Source organism: Streptomyces durhamensis (genome assembly GCF_000725475.1).
Classification (GTDB): Bacteria; Actinomycetota; Actinomycetes; order Streptomycetales; family Streptomycetaceae; genus Streptomyces; species Streptomyces filipinensis.
This window is the reverse complement of sequence record NZ_JNXR01000208.1, coordinates 1-247: the sequence shown is the minus strand read 5'-3', so window position 1 is coordinate 247 and position 247 is coordinate 1. Positions and strand designations below refer to the sequence as shown.

Here is a 247-nt window from a genome sequence, read left to right as displayed (position 1 = left end):
GTACACCTGCTCCACCAGCTGGCGCCAGGTGCCCGCCGGCCGGACCGCCGGGAACGGCACCGTGTTGAGGTGCATACCCAGCACCCGGTCAGCGCCCGGAGCCTCCAGACGGCCGTGGAACACCACACCCGTATGGAACGCGTCCTCACTGGTCAGCGAGCTCATCACCTTCAGATGAGCCGCCAGCAGCACACTCTTGAGCGACGTGTTCGCCCTCAGCGCCAGCCCACGCAACCCCTCCTCAAGA

1 protein-coding gene is annotated in these 247 nt (G+C 67.2%); it reads right to left on the bottom strand.

From position 1 onward, the window contains the following. Positions 1 to 234 (bottom strand): condensation domain-containing protein (locus IO33_RS45505; protein WP_245236084.1); only part of this gene is annotated, 234 nt, incomplete at its 3' end. Between the last annotated feature and the right edge of the window lie 13 nt (positions 235 to 247).